Here is a 16660-nt window from a genome sequence, read left to right as displayed (position 1 = left end):
CGATGCGTCAGCAGTCACGGCCACCTGGTCCCCGTGGAGAGCCCGTCTTCGGTAACAGTAGACAGTACGCCCGGGACCCATTCGAGTTCCTGTCGGCGTGTGAGTCGGCCTACGGCGACGTGGTGGCTGCCGACCTCGGACCGATGGAAACCTACATCGCGACGAACCCGGACGACATCGAACGGGTGCTGGTCGGCGACCACGAGAAGTACCGGAAGCCGGCGTTCCAGGACGACGCGCTCGGCCGCCTCCTCGGCGACGGACTCCTGCTGAGCGAGGGCGACCGGTGGGAGAAGCAACGTGACCTCGCCAATCCCGCGTTCAACATGTCACGGATCGCCGACATCGCGGACGTGATGACCCAAGACGCGGTCGAAGCCGTGGAGTCGTGGTCGGCGGGCGACGAACTGGACCTCGAACTGGAGATGGCGCGCCTGACGGTGCGGATCATCGCCAACGCCATGCTGGGGGTCGACCTCGGCGAGGAGCGGGTGCGGACGATCCAAGAGAACCTCGAACCACTGGGTGCGCGGTTCGAGCCTGACCCGATTCGGTTCGTCACACCCGACTGGCTACCCACCCAGGAGAACCGCGAGTACGAGGCCGCGGTCCAGCGCCTGGAGGACGTGGTCGCCGACGTAATCGCCGAGCGCCGCGGCACCGAGGGCCACGAGGACGACGACGACCCGCCGATGGACCTGCTTTCGATCCTCCTGCGGGCCCAGAAGCGCGGCGAGCAAGGCGACGAACAGCTCCGCGACGAAGTGGTGACGATGCTGCTCGCGGGCCACGACACGACGGCGCTGACCCTTACCTACGCCTGCTACCTGCTCTCGGAGAACCCCGACGCAGAGCGGCAGGTCCACGCGGAACTCGACGACGTCCTCGACGGCCCGCCGACGTTCGCGGACACCCGGAATCTGACCTATCTGAATCGGGTGCTTCAGGAGACAATGCGCCTGTATCCGCCGGTCTACGTGATGTTCCGGGAGCCCGTGGTGGACGTGAAACTCGGGGGCTACCGGGTGCCCGAAGGCGCCGCGATCATGCTGCCACAGTGGGCGGTCCACCGCTCGCCACGGTGGTGGACGGAGCCCGATCAGTTCGACCCCGACCGCTGGACCCGGGAGCGGCGGGCCGACCGCCCGCGATTCGCGCACTTCCCGTTCGGCGGCGGGCCACGGGCCTGTATCGGCAAGCAGTTCTCGCTCCTGGAGGCGAAGATCATCCTCGCCGTCATCGGCCAAGAGTACCGACTCGACTACGGCCGGGACGAGCCGTTCGACCTCCGGGGATCGCTGACCATGCACCCCGAGAACGGGATGCCGATGCGGGTGCGAGAGCGAGCGGACGGCGGGTAGCGACCCCGACGCCGTCACCCGTTCGCGGGCCGGCATCGCCGCGTGGGTTTATCACCGTCGGAGAGCTACCGGAAATATGGAACGACGCCGGTGGCGACGGACGGTCGTCGGTATCGCCACGCTCAACGTCGTCTGGTCGCTCGCTGGCGTGCTCTCGGGCGAGCGGTTCACCGTTGGCCCGGCGAGCGGGTGGGTGCTGTTCGGCGGCGCGTTACTCCTGCTCACGCCGGTGTTTTACTACGCGCTGTACCGGCTGACTGGGGCGGTTCGGGCGGCCGACGGCCCCTGGCGTCCGAACCCGCGAGTCTGGGCCGCAGGCGGGGTAGTCGTCTCGCTGCTCGGCAGCGTGGCGTTTCTGAACCCGATGACGCACTACGTCGCCGGACTCTATCTCGTCCAGCGGGCCCGGAAGTCGACGGGGGCGCCACCTTAGGCCCGCCCGGATAGTGGCGCGTAAGCCGACAGAATCGGCCGTTCGCTCAGGGCTGGGGCAACGAGACACGCCACGCCGTCGCCCGCCGGGCACGACTCCAGAGGTGGAGTTCCGGGACCGTCCACGTGACGGGGTCGATATCCGTCGCCAACAGTCGGTCGACGGCCTCGGGCGGGCCGTCGCGGGCGAGGGTGACGTGGGGGACGTAGGCCGGTCCCTCCAACTCGTCGTCAACGGCGCCGAAGGTGTCGACTAAGCGCCGATGAAGGTCGTAGAGTCCCGGACTCTCGACGGCGAGGTAGACCACGGGACCGAGGCCGTGGGTCGGCGTCTCGAAGGCGTCGATACCCGTCACCGTCGCCTCGAACGCGGGCGTCGGCGAGAGCGACGAGCGGAGGCGTTCGCGCAGGCGGTGGTACTCGTCCTCCGCGGCCGCGAACCGCTTGCAGACGACGGCGTGGCGGTCGCGGACCTGGTCGAACCCCGTCAGTTTCGGGTGGAGATCGTTCGCCAGACGCTCGACAGCGCCGGGAACGGGGACGTTGAGGCTGTACACGTCAGATGCGGTCGAGGAGCCAGAGGACGATCAGGACCACGACGACGAGGCCGAGCAGGTCGGGAAGGAAGCCGAGCAAGCCGAAGAAGATGTCGAACGCCTCGCCGATCACCCTGAGGACGAGCCAGACGAGGACGAGGACGAGGACGAGTTTGAGCAGGTCCTCGACGTCGAGTAGCGCACGATTCATGCCCGAGTCTGGGAGCGGCGCGTCCAAAAGGGTAGCGGCGGCAGCCGACGCCGACACGGGAGTCACACCAATGGCTGGAGGACGGCCCGAGATCAGAACTCGGAGTCGACCTCGGGGGCGACGCCGTCGTCGGCGTCGTCGAACTCGAACTCGGCGCGGAGTTCGCGGATACGGTCGCGGATGTCCGCGGCGAGTTCGAACTCCAAGTTGTCGGCGGCGGTCGCCATCCGGTCTTCGAGCGCCTCGATTCGGGCGCGGGCCTCCGCGTCGGTGTCGGGGGCGTCGCCCGTCACACCCGAGGTGTCCGTCTCGCTTCCCGGCAGGTTGGTCTCGCCGACTGCCTTCTCGATGGTCGTCGGGTCGTGGCCGTGCTCCTCGTTGAATTCGCGCTGGATACGGCGGCGGCGGCGGGTCTCGTCGATGGCCGATTCCATGGCGTCGGTGACCTCGTCGGCGTACAACACCACCTCGCCGTTGACGTTGCGGGCCGCCCGCCCCATCGTCTGGACGAGCGTGGTCTCCGAGCGGAGAAAGCCCTCCTGGTCGGCGTCGAGGATGGCCACCAGCGACACCTCGGGGATGTCGAGGCCCTCTCGGAGGAGGTTGATGCCGACGAGGACATCGAACTCGCCGAGGCGAAGCCCTCGGATGAGTTCGTGGCGCTCCAGGGTGTCCGTCTCGTCGTGCATATACTCGACCGCCACTCCACCCTCTGAGAGGTATTCGGTGAGATCCTCGGCCATGCGCTTGGTGAGCGTCGTGACGAGGACGCGTTCGTCGCGGTCGATCCGTTCGTCGATGCGGTCCATGAGGTCCTCGACCTGACCGGTGGCGTCGGCAACCTCGACTGCGGGGTCGACCAGATACGTGGGTCGAACGATCTGTTCGACCACCTGCTCGGAGTGTTCGCGCTCGTAGTCGCCGGGCGTTGCCGAGACATAGAGAGTGCGGCTGGTCTTCTCGACGAACTCGTCGAAGGTGAGTGGGCGGTTGTCGTAGGCGGTTGGGAGACGAAAGCCGTTCTCGACCAGCGAGTCCTTGCGCGATTTGTCGCCCTCGTACTGGCCTTTGATCTGTGGGAGGGTCTGGTGGGACTCGTCGATGACGGTGAGGAAGTCGTCGGGGAAGTAATCGAGGAGGGTGTAGGGCGCCTCGCCGGAGTCGCGATCCGAGAGGTGGACGGAGTAGTTCTCGATGCCCGAACAGTAGCCCGTCTCGCGGAGCATCTCGATATCGAAGGTGGTGCGCTCTTCGATCCGCTGGGCGGCGACGAGGTCGCCCTGGCGCTCGAAGTACGCCACCCGGTCTTCCATCAGCGCCTCGATCTCCTCGATGGCGTCCTCGAGGCGTTGCTCGGGGATGGAGTAGTGTTCGGCCGGGTGGATCAAGGCGGCGGGTTCCCGGCTCTTTACCTCGCCTTCCAGCGGGTCGAGTTTCGTCAGGCGGTCGATCTCGTCGCCCCAGAACTCCACCCGGAGGGCGTAGCGGCCGTACATCGGGAACACCTCGACGGTGTCGCCACGGACCCGGAAGGTGCCCTGGGTGAAGTCCACGTCGTTGCGGTCGTAGTTGAGGTCGACCAGGCGGGCCAGCAGGTCGTCGCGGCCGAGTTCCTGTCCCGCCTCCAGTCGCATGGCCATGTCGACGTAGTTCGCGGGGTCGCCCAGCCCGTAGATGGCCGACACCGACGCGACGACGATGACGTCGTTCCGGGTGAGCAACGACCGGGTCGCGGAGTGGCGCAGGCGGTCGATTTCGTCGTTGATCGAGGCGTCCTTGTCGATGAAGGTGTCAGTCTGCTCGACGTAGGCCTCGGGCTGGTAGTAGTCGTAGTAGGAGACGAAGTATTCGACGGCGTTGTCGGGGAAGAGGTTCCGAAACTCCTCGTAGAGCTGTGCGGCCAGCGTCTTGTTGTGGGCGATGACGAGTGTCGGCTGCTGGAGCGCTTCGGTCACCCACGAGACGGTGTTGGTCTTGCCCGACCCCGTCACACCGAGAAGCGTCTGTTCGTCCATGCCGGCCTCGTAGCCGGCGACGAGTTCCTCGATAGCGTCGGGCTGGTCGCCCGCGGGGTCGAAGGGTGCGTCGACCCGGAAGGGTCGGTCGGCGTCGGGCCGGTCCGGCTGGAGCGGACCGGAGTTCGCGTCGCTCACGGTACCAGACACTGGTCGCTCGATAGACTTGACGGATTCGCTTGGCTCGGTTTCGGCGTACTAGCGGAGAGGTCGTCGCTCCGGTCACGCCGGCCGAGGATTCGACTTCGGCTGGCGGGGACTGACGACCGACGGGGCAGAGACGGGCGTAGCTGGGGCCGAACGCATATTCGCGTGGGTCACTAACCGAGCCGTATGGACGGCACGGGCGAGAGTCGCCGGCGATTCGTCGGGGGCAAACACGACGGGTGCCGGGGGCGAGGATGAGCGAGATAGCAGTCGACGCCAGAGAGTACGTTCCGGTGGACCGTTGGCGGCAGGAAGGGCAGATCGGCGCGATTCGAAAACGGGTCAGACGGCTCGCGGTTGCCGCCGGTGTCGTCTTCTTCACCCTGACGCTCGCGTCGCCCGAAGGGGGGCTATCGCTGCTCGTCGGGGCGGTGCGCCTACTTTCGCTCGTCACGGGTATCTCCGCGTGGTCGATGACGGAGGCGCTCGGGGACGCGGATGACGACGAGGACGGGTCGGTCCTCGCGGCGGTGGGAGTCGTCGTCCTCGTCGGACTCTGGTGGGGCGCCGAGCGCTCCGCTGCGGGAGCGTTGCTCCGGCGGCTGGTGCTTGGGGAGGTAGCGTCCGCGGCGGGCGTCGACGCGACGTCGACGGGGCAGGTGATCACGGAGGGCGATTCGACGGCGACGGTGGCTGATCGGGACGTGAGCGCGGAGTCAGAGTCCGCCGGCACCTACCTCGGGGTGGTTGCCACCCTCCTCGTCGGCGGCTCGGTGGTCCTGTCGGCGCTCCCCCAAGCGGGCGGGGTCGATGCCGGAAGCCTCGGCGTGTTCCTGCTCCTGACGGCCATCGTCGGGGGCGTCGTCGGACTGTTCGCCGGAGTCTCGATCCGGTGATCACGGGAGGACGGCGGTGCCGAACACGAGGAGAATAAAGGAGAGCCAGGGAACTCGGTTGGGCCGCGAGTCGAATCCCGACAGCGAGATGGGTTCATAGAGCCGCGGGAGAAGGACCAGACCGGCGACGGCGTAGAGTGCGCCACCCCAGAGAAATCGGAGGCCAGCCGCCACAGTCCACCCGAAGGCCACCACTACGGGTCCGGCGACGGCGACGACGACGCCGACGGCGATTAGAAGTTTGCCGACCGTTTCGAGTATCGACATGCGCGGAGTACGTGTCGGTGGCGTGGTATGTGTTGTGCTAGCTGACCTTGTGGGCGTAGTCGGTGTCTCTCTCCTCTATCGACGGCAGACGCCGGCGCACGACGGCGTGACGTCGGGGCACCGGCAACGCGACGGGTCCGAAAGGATTTGAACCCCGGACGGAGTACGCCTCTCGTATGGCCCACGAACAACTCGAACGGGCGAGCGAGGAACTGGAGGCCGCGGCCGAGGCGGCCAACGGCGAGGAACGCGAGCGTCTCGCGGACCAGGCCGAGGCGTTCGCGGAACTGGCAGAGCGTGGAACCGACCACGGCCGCCTCGCCCGACACGAGAACACGCTGCGAGAGGTCAACGCCGCGACGGGCGAGGACGTGGGGGCACGGATCGAGGCGGCGATGGATGCGATCACCGCTTACCGCGAGACACTCGACGGCGTGTAGCCGGGGTGTGAGTGTGTCCCGAACCCCTTCGCTTCGGGTGGAGATTACTCCAGAAATCGAGACGCTGCGTCGGCTCAGCAGACGTTTTTCGGCTTGACGCCCATCGACTCCAGCGTTTCGACGTAGTCGTCGTAGGTCGCCTCGACGACGGCCGTCGCGGCGTCGGCGGCGTGGTCCCAGTCGTCCTCCGAGTCACAGCGGTCGTCGAGAGCCGCGACGATCCGGTCGCGGTCGGCATCGGCGTCGTCCCGGAGGTCACGAAAGGTGCCAGCCGTCGAGGGGTCTGCGTCGCCGACGAAGAAGCCGACCATCTGTCCGACGGTCCGGTCGAGGACGAGCGAGTGCCCGAGGGCACCGCCGAGGCGGGCGACGGAATCCTCGAAGTCCCCGAGAGTTTCGTAGGTCCGGCGGTCGGTAGGGTCGGCGTCGGCGGTTTCGGCCCGGTCGGTGGCCGTGTCCGCGAGGGCTGTGAAGACGTCCGGGGTCCCGCCGTCGGCGTCGGCCGCCCACGCCTCGAAGCACTCGGCCGCCGCCGCCGCGTCCGCCGCCGCCGCGGTGCGAACCGCCGAGCCGGTCATCTCTCCGTCCGTCAGTGCGTACAGCCACTTCGAGGATCCGAGCCGCGAAAGCTCCGTCTCCAAGTCGTCGGTCAGCGTCTCGACGAGTGTCGTGCCGTCCATGAAGCGCGGTACGAGAGGCCCCGGTTTGTATGCATCGCCAGCGGCTCGGCTCCCGAGTTCGGCGGCGACCGCTGTCGCGAGTGCTCGGCGGGTCGGCGGTCAAAAAAACGTGAGAGTGATCACGCGGCCCCGCTCGATTCGAGACCGACTAGTCGTCGGCCTCGCCTTTCTCACGGGTCGTTCCTCCCCGCTCGATTCGAGACCGACTAGTCGTCGGCCTCGCCTTTCTCGACCGGGGCGCCAACGAGGTTGCCCCACTCGGTCCAGGAGCCGTCGTAGTTGATGGTGTCCTCGTAGCCGAGGAGTTCGTGGAGCGCGAACCAGGCGACCGAGGATCGCTCGCCGATCCGGCAGTAGGCGACGGTCGTCCCCTCGCCGTCGATACCTTCCTCGGCGTAGAGCTCCTGAATCTCCTCTTGGGTCTTGAACGTGCCATCGTCGTTCGTGACGGCAGCCCACGAGATGTTTCGTGCTCCGGGGATGTGGCCGCCACGCTGGGCGGTTTCCTGCAGTCCCGGGGGCGCGAGAATCTCGCCACTGAACTCCTCGGGGCTTCGGACGTCCACGAGCGGTAGACTGCGCTCGATGGCGTTCTCGACGTCCTCGCGGTAGGCACGGATGCTCTCGCGCGGGCCGGCGGCCTCGTAGTCGACCGCGGAGAACTCGGGAGTCTCCTCGGTCAGCGGATAGTCGTGTTCGAGCCAGTAGTCGCGGCCCCCGTCCATCAGGCGGACGTCGTCGTGGCCGTAGTACTTGAACTGCCAGTAGGTGTAGGCCGCAAACCAGTTGGAGTTGTCACCGTACAGCACGACGGTGGAGTCCGCGGAGATGCCGTGACTCCCCAGCAGGTCCTCGAAGTCCTCCTTCGAGAGAATGTCGCGGGTCGTCTGGTCCTGAAGCTGCGTCTCCCAGTTGAATCCGATGGCGCCGGGCGCGTGGCCCTCGTCGTAGGCCTCGGTGTCCACGTCGACCTCCACGAGCCGATGGTCCGAGTCGTCGCTCTGGAAGTCGTCCAGGTGGTCTTCCACCCAGTCCGCCGACACCAGAACGTCTTTCGCGTACGCTGAGTCTGACATAGCAACAGTCGATACGGCACCCTCCCCTATAATCCCCACACTGACGGCAGAGGCGGCCATTCCTCCACTGAACCGGAAAATATTGCGACATCCACCGTGACCGAACGCGGCAGGACGCCGCCAGTTCCGACTGACGGGCGCAGGGTGCGGACAAAAGCGGCAAATATTGTCTCGGTGTGGGACGGCGCCGAAGCGCCGTCACTAAATCCAGCGGGCCTGTATCGGCAGGTATGAACGAGGACATCGTCGTCTCGTCGGAGTGGCTCGCGGCCCACCGCGACGAGGTGTGCGTGGTCGACGTGCGCGACGCCTGGGAGTTCGATGGCATCGGTCACGTGCCCGGCGCGGTCAACATCCCCTTCGACCGGTTTCGGAGTGAGGCGGGTGACGAGGGGATGCTCCCCGGGGCGGAACACTGGACGGCGTTGATGACGGAAGCGGGACTCGGCACGGACGACCGACTGGTCGCGTACGACGACGAACACGGTGTCTTCGCCGCCCGGTTCGTGGTGACGGCATTACTGTACGGCCACCGGAAGTGCCACCTACTCGACGGCGACTTCAGCGCGTGGAACCGGGAGTACGAGACGACGACGGACGCCACCGAGGTGTCGCCATCGAGCTACGAGGTGCGGGAGCCGGACTCCTCGCCGCTGGTGGACTTCGAGGCGGTGCAGGCGGCACTCGACACCGAGGCCGTCATCGTCGACACGCGCGAGGAGTGGGAGTACGCGGAGGGGCATCTCCCGGGCGCGGTGCAACTCGATTGGCGGGAACTCGTCGACGAGGAGAGCCGCGGGCTGAAGCCCCGCGCCGAACTGGAGTCGCTGCTGGCCGACCGGGGAATCACGCCGGACCGACGGATCGTCCTCTACTGCAACACCGCCCGGCGCATCAGTCACACGTACGTCGTCCTCAACCAGTTGGGGTACGAGCAGGTCGACTTCTACGAGGGGAGCCTCACGGAGTGGACCCAGCGGGGCGGGCCGCTGGAGGGGAGCGAGGTCGAGTGACTGTAACGAGACCCCGTACCGAACGACGAGCGGACGCGAGCCGTGAAGACGGCGAGACCGAGTGACGAGTCACTCCTCCGAGACGCCGACGTCGTTGAGCTCCGCCGAGAGGAGTTCGGCCGTCTCGACGACGAGGCCGACGACGAGCGGCCCGGCGATGACCCCGACGGTACCGACCGTCAGGAGGCCGCCGACGAACCCGACGAAATAGAGGCTCCCGGGCAGATCGGCCGTCTCCCGCGACAGCCGGGGGCGGATCACCACGTCGGGAAGCCAGGCCACGAAGAGCAATCCGACGGTGAACACCAGCATCGCCCGGGTGGGGTCGCCGGCCGCCAGATGGGCAACGGCGAGGACCGCGATCAGGATCGACGGACCGATCACCGGGAGAAACTGTAGAATGGCGGCGAGCACGGCGAGGGTGAGGAAGTAGGGGTAGCCGAGCACGAAAAAGAGCACGAGCGCGACGGCGAAGGTGCCCGCAGCCGTCGCCGCCTGCAGGACGTAGATGCCAAAGAGCGTGGCTCGGGTCCGTCGGCTCAGCGCCTGAACCACGTCCCGATAGCCGGCGGGAACGACCGCGAGGCTCCCCCGGTGGGAGTCTGCCGGGCGAGAGAGGAGGGCAAAGAGGACCATCCCGAACACCGTCAGCTTGAGCGCGAGGACAGGAGCGACGACGGCAAAGGAGCGGGCGAGCTGTCGGCCGAACGAGACGACCATCGTTCGGGCCTGTGAGAGGGTGACACTCGCCGAGTAGCCGTAGAGTTCCACAGAGAGCGTCGGCGGAAGGGACGCGAGGAAGGCGACGATGGCGTCGACTCGCGCGACGACCACCAACACCAGCGGGGCGGCGAGAACGAGCACGGCGAGGGCGGCGAGAAGCGTCGTGAGGAAGCTGGCTCGCCACAGCGAGAGTCCCCGCCGGGTCAGCTCCTCGCGGAGGGGAAAGAGGAGGTAGGCGACGGTGATGGCGAAAAAGACCGTCGCGAGGACGTCCGCGAGGAGGGCGCCGGCGAGGAGAGCGAGGACGGCCAGAAGCCCACCCAGGACGTATCGACGTTGGCGAGTCACGGCGTCACCTGCGGCGGGCGCGGGCAAAGTCGTTTCCCAGGCGTCGGTCACCGGAGAGGTCTGTTCGGGTGTCGTAGAGTCGGCGGCGCCCGCGACCACCGAAACACCGCGCCTTTATGATCGGCAGGTGAGAGAACGGTATGGTCGGCGCGACTCGACGGTTCAAACTGGCGGACACCGCCCAACAGATCGTCGGTGGCTTTCTGCTCGCGGGACCGTTCGTCGTCACGGAGGAGGTGTGGACCCTGGCCGCCGACATGACGTGGGTGCAGGCGCTGGCGACCGTCGGTATCGTCCTCGGAATCGGGTACGGGACACTCTACAAGGCCGACGACCGCGACCCGGACAGCGAGTCCGAGGTGGGCGGCGTGCCGCTCCGATTCGTCTCGCTCGTCCTCGTCTCGTACTGTTCGGTGCTCGTCCTGGCACTGGCGTTCGGGGCCCCGGGAACCTTCCTCGACGGCGGGACGGGGACGACGGTCGGCGTCGGCGGCTTCGGCGTCGCGGTCGAGACCATCGAGGTGACGCTCAAGGCAGTCAGCGTCGGCGCGGTGTTCAGCGTCATCGGCGCCGCGACGGCCGATTCGCTGTTCTGACCGGGCCGTCGCTCACCCGCAGTCTTAAGTCTGTTCGGTCGGAGAGACGGGTATGGATTACACGCTCGCCATCGACGGCGCGCCGGAGACAGTTCCCGGCGGGACGGGAGTCCTCCTATTGCACCCGAGCATCGGCGAGACCGACCGGATCGACACCGACTTTCTGAAGACCGACACCGACAACTTCCTCGTCGTCTCGACCCGGACCACCGCCCGCGAAGTCGAACAGAAACTCGAACACTACGACGTCGACGAGTCCCGCGCGGACATCCTGGACACACTCTCCGTCGAGCGGGGCTACTCCCGGCGCCCGTCAGAGCGTGTCCACTACGTCGCCTCGCCCGATGACCTCGACGGCGTCGTCGCCAAGACGGAAGCGTTTCTCGAGAGTCACGGCGGGAAACGACGGGTGAGCGTCGACTCACTCACCGAGATGGCGTACTACGCGGACGAGGACCGAGTGTACGAGGCGACCCGAGCGCTCCTCGACCTGCTGGCGGAGTACGACGCTGTCGGACTGTTCCACCTCTCGAAGGAGGTCCACGACGAGGCGACGCTGAACCGGTTCCGCGAACTGTTCGACGGCGTCCTCGATTTGGGTATCGACGGCGACGTCACCGCGACGTTCGACACCTGACGGCTCAGTCGACGGTGTCCTGATCCTCGGCCAGTTTCTCGAACGTCGTCGACGCCCACCGGACGGCGTACTCGGGGCCGTAGTCCACGTAGGCCGTCGTATCGAGGGCGGCGAAGGGCGCGGGCAGATCCAGTCCGTGTTTGATCGCCGAGCAGGCGAGTTCCGTCGCGTCGGCAAACTCCGTCTCGCCGCGGGCGACCGCTCCGGGGAGATCCGCGACGCGGTCCCGGAGGCTGTCGCCGGCGTCGGCCCACGCCTCGTGGAGACGGGGGTGGTCGTCCTCCCACTCGGCGAAGATCTGTCGGGTCCGGAGGCCAAGCCACCCCTCGTAGAGGGCCGCCGCGATCTGGTAGACTGCTGCCGGGCCGAGCGGGATCGCCACGTCGAGGTCGGGATACGCCTCCCCGAAGAAGGGAAGAAACGACTCGGGGGCGTCGAGGCCGATCTGGACGAACGCTTCCGCGAGCAGAAAGTCGAGGAAGGCGTCGGGTGTCCCCGTCGCCCGGGCTTTCACGAGGACGGTCGGCGGGACGGTCTGACGGGTCCACATCACCGTCCCGTCGCCCGGAAGGCCGACGGTGAAATCGGAACCCGCGTACCGATGGAGCGGGCGGGGCGCGTCCGCGGGGACCCACGACTCGGGATACGTCGCGGGATCGAGAGCGTCGACCAGCAACCCGAGATCCTCCGCGGTCGCCGGCGGCAGCGTCTCGAAGTCGGTGTCGACATCGAGCACAATCGAATCCTTGGCGTGTCGCTCGCGGACGGCCGCGAGGTGGTCGGGGAGCGCCCGGCGCTCGAACATCACCCGAGCAGGGTGCCGACGACGAGAACCGCTGCGATGATCGCCGATACGCCGACCGTCGCCACCACGATCTTGCTTGCCTGACTCATACCGGTGGGTGGTCGCGGTCCCGCATAAACGTTGTAGTCTTCGGCGTCGCGCACCGACAGCCGGAGTATCGTCGGCGATTCACCCACGTACTACCCCTATTTCTATTCCACGCTAATCACTCCCGTAACGCGCGCCGAACCGGGAGAAAGGATGTACTGCAAGTGAAACGAAGGGGTGTGAAACGGTGACGCAGGGGGAGGGTGAAACGGTGACGCAAGGGGAGGGACAACAGCGTTGCTGTGGAGAGAATGGAACGGGAGTGTATGAATCCGGCGGAACGGTCACGCGTCGTCGCGCCAGGTGTCGGCCACCTCGATGACGTAGTGGCCGTCCTCTTGGAGGGAGATGATACACTCCTGGCGGTCGTACAGTTCCATCAGATTGAGTTCGTACTGTCCGGGTTCGAGGATCTTGATGCTCTCGAACTGGTCGTTGAGCTCCGCCCGGAGATCATCGATGCCCGGCGACTCGTCGGAGGTCGGCGGGACGGCGCGGGCGGCGTCGTCGGCCGACGGTGGGGGGGAGGCGGCGTCGTCGAGTTCGTCGGCCGAAACCACGTCGCTCCGAGCGTCCGCCTGGGCGGTGTCCTCGGTGAGGACGCTCGGGTCGGACTCGGCCTCGATGACGTCGTCGCCGGGGGTGGCGTCCGCCGCGGTGGACGGCTCCGGAGTTGGCGTGGGGTCGGGGTCGCCTGCGGCCGCCGCGTCGGCGGAGGGCGTCCGGGGTGTCGATTCCCTCGTCGGGGACGACGTCGCGTCGGCGGACGGGTCGGGTGTCGTTTCGGCGTCGTCGCCACCTCCCGAGTCGTCGCCGAGCGTCGGCGTCTCGGTCGCCGAGTCGGGTTTGAACTGGAACTTGTTCCCGCCGCAGTCGGGACAGCCGGAGAGCATCTCCTTGGATCCGTCCGCGAACACCCGTTCACAGTTCGTACACTGGTGGGGCATTACTTACGTGAGACGAGCGCACTGATGAGGTTCTCGTCCTTGTGGAGCGTCTGGATCTGGTTCGCCGGTCCGATGACGGTGAGTTTCTTCGTCGACTCGCGCCCCATCAGACGGTCGAGGAAGCTCCGATCCGCAGTCTCGGAGCGGGGGTAAGTCTCGATTTCGATCCCGTTGAACTCGTCGGGGCTGATCTCGGTCATCGTCACCTCGATGAGTTTCGACTCCTCGTCGGGGGAGAGGCCTTCCTCGAGGATGACGATGTTGCCCTCGCGGACGCCGTCGAGGATGAGCCGAATCTTCTCCATCCCCGTGAGATTCTCCATTCGCGCGCCGCTGATGAGGTCGATCTGGACGCCGTCGACGTCGGGTGGAGTTGCTTCAGGCATGGTCCGTCACCCGAAGTACTCCGCGATCATGTCGTACACTTCGTCCATGTTGTCGCCTTCCAGCGCCGAAAGTGGGATTGTCTGGTGCTGCGGGAAGGCGTTCTCGATCTGCTTGATGTTCGATCCCTCGAGGTCCGTCTTGTTCGCGAGGATGAGCACCGGGAGATCCTGACTCTCGATGATCCCGATGAGCATCGTATTTACCTGCGTGAACGGGTCCTCGGTGCTATCGAGGACGTAGATAACGCCGTCGACGTCCTCGCGGAGCCAGTGCATCGCCTCCGCGACCCCCTCGGTCGCCTCGCGGGAGCGACGGACCGCGTCCTCCTCGTCGATGTCGTGTTCGAGAAACTCCTTGTAGTCGACCTTCGTCGTGACACCAGGGGTGTCGACGATGTCGATGGTGACGGTGCTGCCGTTCCGTTCGATTTCGACGTTCTCTTTCCGGCGTGCCCGCCGGGTTTCGTGAGGGACGTGGCTCTCCGGGCCGACGGCGTCCCCCGTCCAGTCGCGTGCGATCCGGTTCGCGAGCGTTGTCTTCCCGGCGTTGGGCGGGCCGTAGATCCCGATGCGCTTGGGATCACTCGCCGAGAACAGTCGTTCCGTAACGCGTGATATGCTGTCTCTGAGTCCTGTGAGCAGTCCCATCCTATCCTCCCGCACCTCCCGTCTACCGCCGCGAGAGGGCGTATGCGGGATGAAGGTCGCCGCGTTCACTTAAGTGTGCGTCAGACAACCATAACCGACCTGTCAGTAGCGGGCGGCGTACGACGGCCGAACGCGGACGGAGAGAGGCCGTTCGCCGATGCGACGGACCGGCAGGCCGTCGCCCACCCACACGAGACTGGGACGGGAGCTGGGCTTCCCCCCCACCCCTTCGTTTCGGGTGGAGACGGTCCACCCCGCGACCCACGCAGCCTCGGCGGTGACGGAGCAGTGACACGAAGCGGGGGCGATCCCTAGAATCCACACAACTCCCCGTTGAAAACAGGTGTGCTATTGCAATACGGGTACCGTTTCTTGTCTTTGTTATTATAGCTTGCTCTTTGATCTAGACCCGACTCTCACCCCCCACCCCCTCTCTGCACGTTCCACCTGAAACGAAGGGGTGGGGGGCGCCGGCGAACCAGCCGGTTCGTGTTCACCTGACTGGCGTGTCGACACAGACAAGAACCGCCTAAACCACCCGTAGCGATCCGTGAACGGGCGTTTGTGTCGTCGTGACTGTTTGGAGCGCTCAGGGGGAAGGTTTTTCTACCGTCTGTTCCTCTATTTCCTCTGGATCATTTGGACGCGCCGGGAGGACACAGGAAGCGGAATCACTCCCGTCTCGGCGCGTCTTCCAGTGGAAACGGCGGGGTTACACCGAATGGACGCGAACGACTCACCTTCCGACGAGCGCCCCGATATCGACGCCGAAGAGCGTGACCTAGATGCGCCCGCCCGCGACCGGGCGACCGACATCTCCGGCGATGTCGACATCGACGACGTTCTCGACGACGAGGGCGAGGACGCAGACGAAAACCAGGGATTGTTCGACGACCTCCTCTCCGGGGAGCCGATCTTCGAGAACAAGGAGGTGCTCCGCCCGTCGTACACGCCACACGAACTCCCGCACCGGAACGAGCAGATCAACCAGATGGCGACCATCCTCGTCTCGGCGCTGCGCGGGGACACGCCCTCGAACATCCTCATCTACGGAAAGACCGGGACGGGTAAGACCGCGAGCGCGAAGTTCGTCAGCAAGGAACTCGAGTCGACCTCCCAGAAATACGACGTTCCCTGCGAGGTCGAGTATATCAACTGCGAGGTGACCGACACGCAGTATCGCGTGCTGGCACAGCTCGCCAACAAGTTCATCGAGAAAAATCGGGACGTCATCGACGGACGACTCGACGACCTCGCGGCGCTGCGGTCGGCGGTCGTCGACGGCGACGGCACGCTCGGGGACACTCGTTTCGACTCCGTCGACGGGATCGACGAGCGGATCGAGGCGCTCGAAGCGGACCGCGAGGGGATGGCGTCCGTCCCGATGACGGGCTGGCCGACGGATCGCGTATACAGTTCCTTCTTCGAGGCGGTCGACTACCACGAGCGCGTCGTCGTCATCATGCTCGACGAAATCGACAAGCTCGTCGAGAAGTCGGGCGATGACACGCTCTATAACCTCTCGCGGATGAACTCCGAACTCGACAACTCCCGCATCTCGATTATGGGCATCTCGAACGACCTGAAGTTCACCGACTTTCTCGATCCCCGCGTCAAGTCGAGCCTCGGGGAGGAGGAAATCGTCTTCCCGCCCTACGACGCCAACCAGTTGCGGGACATCCTCCAACACCGTGCCGATGTGGCCTTCGTGGACGACTCGCTCACCGAGGACGTCATCCCTCTCTGTGCGGCGTTCGCGGCCCAGGAACACGGCGACGCCCGCCGCGCCCTCGACTTGCTCCGGACGGCCGGCGAACTCGCCGAACGCGGGCAGGCAGACACCGTCGAGGAGCGACACGTCCGGCAGGCCCAAGACAAGATCGAACTCGACCGGGTCATCGAGGTGGTGCGAACCCTCCCTACGCAGTCGAAGATCGTTCTATTTGCGATCATCCTCCTCGAAAAGAATGGTGTCCACAACATCAACACGGGCGAGGTCTACAACATCTACAAGCGACTCTGTGAGGAGATCGACGCCGACGTACTCACCCAGCGACGCGTCACCGACCTCATCTCGGAACTCGACATGCTCGGCATCGTCAACGCCGTCGTGGTAAGCAAGGGCCGTTACGGGCGGACAAAGGAGATCAGCCTCTCGGTGCCGGTCGAGGAGACCGAGGCGGTGTTGCTCTCCGATTCCCGACTCGGCGACATCGAGAACGCCCAGCCGTTCGTACAAGCCCGGTTCGACAACTGAGGCCGGTGACCGCCGGCTGTCCACCCAGCGACGCACCGACACTACTACCATCTCCGTGGTCACAACGCCGACGATGCCCTCCGACGACACGCCACCCTCACGCACTGCGTTCCGGGCGCTTCCTTACGCGCTCCCAGTTGCCGCCGGCATCG

At 66.2% G+C, this 16660-nt stretch carries 19 protein-coding genes; 8 read left to right on the top strand and 11 right to left on the bottom strand.

Going from position 1 to position 16660, the window contains the following annotated elements; all coding sequences use genetic code 11:
* Nucleotides 1-2: 2 nt before the first annotated feature.
* Nucleotides 3-1361, top strand: a complete 1359-nt coding sequence (locus tag NO878_RS09965; protein ID WP_256405838.1) for a cytochrome P450 — start codon at nucleotides 3-5, stop codon at nucleotides 1359-1361.
* Nucleotides 1362-1437: 76 nt separating this feature from the next.
* Nucleotides 1438-1794, top strand: coding sequence for a hypothetical protein (locus tag NO878_RS09960; protein WP_256405837.1), 357 nt, complete (start codon nucleotides 1438-1440; stop codon nucleotides 1792-1794).
* A gap of 46 nt (nucleotides 1795-1840) precedes the next feature.
* Here NO878_RS09960 and NO878_RS09955 read toward each other — a convergent pair whose 3' ends face one another.
* The 3 genes from NO878_RS09955 to uvrB form a co-directional block, all read right to left on the bottom strand.
* Entirely contained in the window at nucleotides 1841-2350 is a 510-nt protein-coding gene (locus NO878_RS09955) for a 2'-5' RNA ligase family protein (protein WP_256405836.1), read from the bottom strand.
* Between the two features lies 1 nt (nucleotide 2351).
* Nucleotides 2352-2540, bottom strand: coding sequence for a DUF7554 family protein (locus tag NO878_RS09950; protein ID WP_256405835.1), 189 nt, complete (start codon nucleotides 2538-2540; stop codon nucleotides 2352-2354).
* Between the two features lie 92 nt (nucleotides 2541-2632).
* Entirely contained in the window at nucleotides 2633-4693 is a 2061-nt protein-coding gene (gene uvrB, locus NO878_RS09945; RefSeq protein WP_256405834.1) for an excinuclease ABC subunit UvrB, read from the bottom strand.
* 263 nt (nucleotides 4694-4956) lie between these two features.
* Here uvrB and NO878_RS09940 point away from each other — a divergent pair, with 263 nt between their 5' ends.
* On the top strand, nucleotides 4957-5598 hold the full coding sequence (locus NO878_RS09940; RefSeq protein ID WP_256405833.1) for a hypothetical protein: 642 nt from the start codon (nucleotides 4957-4959) through the stop codon (nucleotides 5596-5598).
* Here the strand turns inward: NO878_RS09940 and NO878_RS09935 are convergent, their stop codons facing one another.
* Nucleotides 5599-5865: a hypothetical protein gene (locus NO878_RS09935; RefSeq protein ID WP_256405832.1), complete on the bottom strand. Its 267-nt coding sequence runs from the start codon at nucleotides 5863-5865 to the stop codon at nucleotides 5599-5601.
* A 176-nt stretch (nucleotides 5866-6041) separates the two neighbouring features.
* Here NO878_RS09935 and NO878_RS09930 point away from each other — a divergent pair, with 176 nt between their 5' ends.
* Nucleotides 6042-6305 carry a DUF7553 family protein gene (locus NO878_RS09930; RefSeq protein WP_256405831.1) on the top strand — a complete coding sequence of 88 codons (264 nt, stop codon included), beginning with the start codon at nucleotides 6042-6044 and terminating at the stop codon, nucleotides 6303-6305.
* Nucleotides 6306-6379: 74 nt separating this feature from the next.
* On the opposite strand, the gene NO878_RS09925 is transcribed toward NO878_RS09930, so the two are convergent.
* Both NO878_RS09925 and NO878_RS09920 read right to left on the bottom strand, forming a co-directional pair.
* Complete coding sequence (locus tag NO878_RS09925; protein WP_256405830.1) at nucleotides 6380-6985, bottom strand: transcription antitermination protein; 606 nt, start codon at nucleotides 6983-6985, stop codon at nucleotides 6380-6382.
* Nucleotides 6986-7191: 206 nt separating this feature from the next.
* Entirely contained in the window at nucleotides 7192-8061 is an 870-nt protein-coding gene (locus NO878_RS09920; RefSeq protein WP_256405829.1) for a sulfurtransferase, read from the bottom strand.
* Nucleotides 8062-8291: 230 nt separating this feature from the next.
* On the opposite strand from NO878_RS09920, the gene NO878_RS09915 reads away from it, so the two are divergent.
* Nucleotides 8292-9074 carry a sulfurtransferase gene (locus NO878_RS09915; RefSeq protein ID WP_256405828.1) on the top strand — a complete coding sequence of 261 codons (783 nt, stop codon included), beginning with the start codon at nucleotides 8292-8294 and terminating at the stop codon, nucleotides 9072-9074.
* A gap of 69 nt (nucleotides 9075-9143) precedes the next feature.
* Here the strand turns inward: NO878_RS09915 and NO878_RS09910 are convergent, their stop codons facing one another.
* Entirely contained in the window at nucleotides 9144-10145 is a 1002-nt protein-coding gene (locus NO878_RS09910) for an AI-2E family transporter (RefSeq protein ID WP_256405827.1), read from the bottom strand.
* Nucleotides 10146-10285: 140 nt separating this feature from the next.
* Here NO878_RS09910 and NO878_RS09905 point away from each other — a divergent pair, with 140 nt between their 5' ends.
* Both NO878_RS09905 and NO878_RS09900 read left to right on the top strand, forming a co-directional pair.
* Nucleotides 10286-10741, top strand: a complete 456-nt coding sequence (locus tag NO878_RS09905) for a DUF2391 family protein (protein WP_256405826.1) — start codon at nucleotides 10286-10288, stop codon at nucleotides 10739-10741.
* A gap of 52 nt (nucleotides 10742-10793) precedes the next feature.
* Nucleotides 10794-11378 (top strand): DUF7090 family protein, encoded by a 585-nt coding sequence (locus NO878_RS09900; protein WP_256405825.1) that lies wholly within the window; start codon nucleotides 10794-10796, stop codon nucleotides 11376-11378.
* Nucleotides 11379-11382: 4 nt separating this feature from the next.
* On the opposite strand, the gene NO878_RS09895 is transcribed toward NO878_RS09900, so the two are convergent.
* From NO878_RS09895 to NO878_RS09880, 4 genes are all read right to left on the bottom strand, one after another.
* Complete coding sequence (locus NO878_RS09895) at nucleotides 11383-12183, bottom strand: DUF7089 family protein (RefSeq protein ID WP_256405824.1); 801 nt, start codon at nucleotides 12181-12183, stop codon at nucleotides 11383-11385.
* Nucleotides 12184-12554: 371 nt separating this feature from the next.
* Complete coding sequence (locus NO878_RS09890; RefSeq protein WP_256405823.1) at nucleotides 12555-13217, bottom strand: OapC/ArvC family zinc-ribbon domain-containing protein; 663 nt, start codon at nucleotides 13215-13217, stop codon at nucleotides 12555-12557.
* Nucleotides 13217-13603, bottom strand: a complete 387-nt coding sequence (locus tag NO878_RS09885) for a DUF2073 domain-containing protein (protein WP_256405822.1) — start codon at nucleotides 13601-13603, stop codon at nucleotides 13217-13219. Before NO878_RS09885 ends, NO878_RS09890 begins: the two co-directional genes overlap by 1 nt.
* 6 nt (nucleotides 13604-13609) lie before the next feature.
* Entirely contained in the window at nucleotides 13610-14251 is a 642-nt protein-coding gene (locus NO878_RS09880) for an Era-like GTP-binding protein (RefSeq protein WP_256405821.1), read from the bottom strand.
* A gap of 697 nt (nucleotides 14252-14948) precedes the next feature.
* Between NO878_RS09880 and NO878_RS09875 the strand changes: the two genes are divergently transcribed.
* A complete protein-coding gene (locus NO878_RS09875; RefSeq protein WP_379823462.1) occupies nucleotides 14949-16508 on the top strand; it encodes a Cdc6/Cdc18 family protein in 1560 nt (519 codons plus the stop codon).
* Nucleotides 16509-16660 lie beyond the last annotated feature (152 nt).

Origin of the sequence: Haloplanus ruber (assembly GCF_024494725.1) — an archaeon.
GTDB classification, from domain to species: domain Archaea; phylum Halobacteriota; class Halobacteria; order Halobacteriales; family Haloferacaceae; genus Haloplanus; species Haloplanus ruber.
This window is presented reverse-complemented; position numbering and strand designations above follow the sequence as displayed.